This window comes from Guyparkeria sp., from assembly GCF_046540515.1.
Taxonomy (GTDB): domain Bacteria; phylum Pseudomonadota; class Gammaproteobacteria; order Halothiobacillales; family Halothiobacillaceae; genus Guyparkeria.
The window spans coordinates 1-2659 of sequence record NZ_JBKHFB010000119.1 but is presented as its reverse complement, the minus strand read 5'-3'; the positions used below and the strand labels follow the sequence as shown (position 1 = coordinate 2659).

General features: G+C 68.1%; 1 protein-coding gene. It reads right to left on the bottom strand.

Annotated elements, in window-relative coordinates; translation table 11 throughout:
• On the bottom strand, positions 1–2531 hold a 2531-nt coding region (locus ACLFRM_RS09340; RefSeq protein WP_410755467.1), incomplete at its 3' end, for an efflux RND transporter permease subunit.
• Positions 2532–2659 lie beyond the last annotated feature (128 nt).

Genomic DNA, 2659 nt, shown 5'->3' with positions numbered 1-2659 from the left:
AGCGCCACGGTCGCCCCGGTGGGCGTGACGATCGGCAGGTCGCGCAGCTTCTCCACCGAGTCGCGGTCGGCCTGCGGGTAGCGCAGGCTCACCGGGAAGCGCTCCAGACCCTCGACCGTGTCGGTGACCTTCACCCCGCCGACGGCCAGGCTGATCACGCGCTGGATCTCGCCGATGTTCAGCCCCACGCGCGCGGCCTTGGCGCGGTCCGGGGTGATCACCACGTAGCGACCCTCCGAGGTGCGATCGGCCATCGCGCTGCGCGTGCCGGGCAGGCCCTTGAGCGCCCCCTCGACTTCCTCGCCGATCGCCTCGATCCGCTCGAGGTCCGGGCCGGTGATCTTGATGCCGATGGGGGACTGGATGCCGGTGGTCTGCATGTCGATGCGGGTCTTGATCGGCATCACCCAGGAATTGTTCAGGCTGGGGAAGTCGACCTTTTCGTCGAGCCGTTCGATCAGGTCGTCGAGCGTCACGCCCTCGTCCCATTCCTCGCGCGGCTTGAGCGTGATGCTGGTCTCGATCATGGTCAGCGGGGCGGGGTCGGTGGCCGTGTTCGCCCGGCCGATCTTGCCGAATACCCGCTCGACCTCCGGTTCCTCGCTGATCAGCTTGTCCACCTGCTGCATCAGCAGGCGGGCCTCGCCGACCGACAGACCGGGCAGGGTAGTGGGCATGTACAACAGATCGCCCTCGTCGAGCCGCGGCATGAACTCGCTGCCCATGCCGCTGCCCAGTGACTCGAGCCGCGGCGCCCCCTCGAAAAGGCCCTGCCACCGTTGCTCGAGATCGCCTTGCCACTCGCTGACCTGCGCCTGCCAGTCGGTGTCCCCGGCCCACTTGAGCGGGGCGAGATAGCCCGAGATGCCGGCGAACGGCAGCACGGCGGTAAGCAACAGTAGCAGCGCGCCGACCAGCACGCTCTTCGGGAAGCGCAGCGCGGCGGCCAGGATCGGCCGGTAGCCCCAGATCAGAAAGCGGTTGAGCGGGTTGCTCTTCTCCGCCGGAATCCGGCCGCGGATGAAGTAGCCCATCAGCACCGGCACCAGCGTAACGGCCAGGCCCGCGGCCGCGGCCATGGCGTAGGTCTTGGTGTAGGCCAGCGGGGCGAACAGGCGCCCCTCCTGCGCCTCGAGGGCGAACACCGGCAGGAACGACAGGGTGATGATCAAGAGCGAGAAGAACAGCGCCGGCCCCACCTCGCCGGCCGCCCGGCCGATCAGATGCCAGTGTTCATCGCCCTTCGGCGCCTCGCCGTGCTGGTCTCGGTAGCGGGCGAGGTGCTTGTGGGCGTTCTCGATCATCACGATCGCGGCATCCACCATCGCGCCGATGGCGATCGCGATCCCGCCCAGCGACATGATGTTGGCGTTGATGCCCTGCCAGTGCATGACGATGAACGCCGCGAGGATGCCCAGCGGCAGGCTGACGATGGCCACGAACGCCGAGCGCAGGTGGAACAGGAAGATCAGGCTCACCAGGGCCACCACGATCAGCTCCTGGACCAGCTTCTTCTCCAGGAAGGCCACCGACCGCTCGATCACGCCGCTGCGATCGTAGGTGGTCAGCACCTCCACGCCCTCGGGCAGGCCGGACTTCACGTCCTCGAGCTTGTCCTTGACCGCGGCGATCACCTCGCGGGCGTTTTCGCCGTGGCGCATGACCACGATGCCGCCGACCACCTCGCCCTTGCCGTCGAGGTCCGCGATGCCGCGCCGTTCGGCCGGGCCGACCTCGACCCGGCCGAGATCGCGCACCGTGATCGGCGTGCCGGAGTCCGAGACGCCCACCGGGATCTGGGCGATGTCGTCCACCGAGGAGAGGTAGCCGCGGCTGGTGATCATGTACTCGGCGCCGCCGCGCTCCATGACGCCGCCCCCGACCTCGCGGTTGGCCTCGGCGATCGCGTCACGGACCCGGTCGATGGAAATCCCGAAGGTCCGCAGTCGCTGCGGATCGACGGTGATCTGGTACTCGCGCACCATTCCGCCGACGGTGGCCACCTCCGAGACTCCCTCGACCGATTCGAGCTGGAACTTCAGGAACCAGTTCTGCAGCGTGGTCAGCTCGGAGAGGTCATGCTGGCCGGTGGGATCGTTCAGTGCGTACTGGAACACCCAGCCCACGCCGGTGGCATCCGGCCCCAGGCTGGGGGTGATGCCCTCGGGCAGGTCCTCGCTGGCCTGGTTGAGGTATTCCAGCACCCGCGAGCGGGCCCAGTAGAGGTCGGTGCCTTCCTCGAAGGTGACGTAGGTGTAGGAGTCGCCGAAGAACGAGTAGCCGCGCACGGCCGTCGAGCCGGGCACGGCCAGCAGGCGGGTGGTCAGCGGGTAGGTGACCTGGTCCTGCACCACCTGCGGCGACTGGCCGGGGTAGCTGGTCTTGACGATCACCTGCGTGTCGGAGAGATCCGGAATGGCGTCCAGCGGGGTGGCCTTCCAGCTCGCCCAGCCGGCCACGGCCAGCAGGGCGGCGAGCAGGACGACCAGCACGCGCAGGCGGATGCAGGCGTGGATGAGTTTTTCGATCATGTCTGCCTCCCCTTAGTGCTGGTGACCGGACGAGTCGCCGCCGGACGAGTCCTTGTCCTTTGAACTCTCCGAGCCGCTCGAGCCGGACAGGCGCGAGAAGGCGGCCTGGACGTTGGATTCGGAGTCGA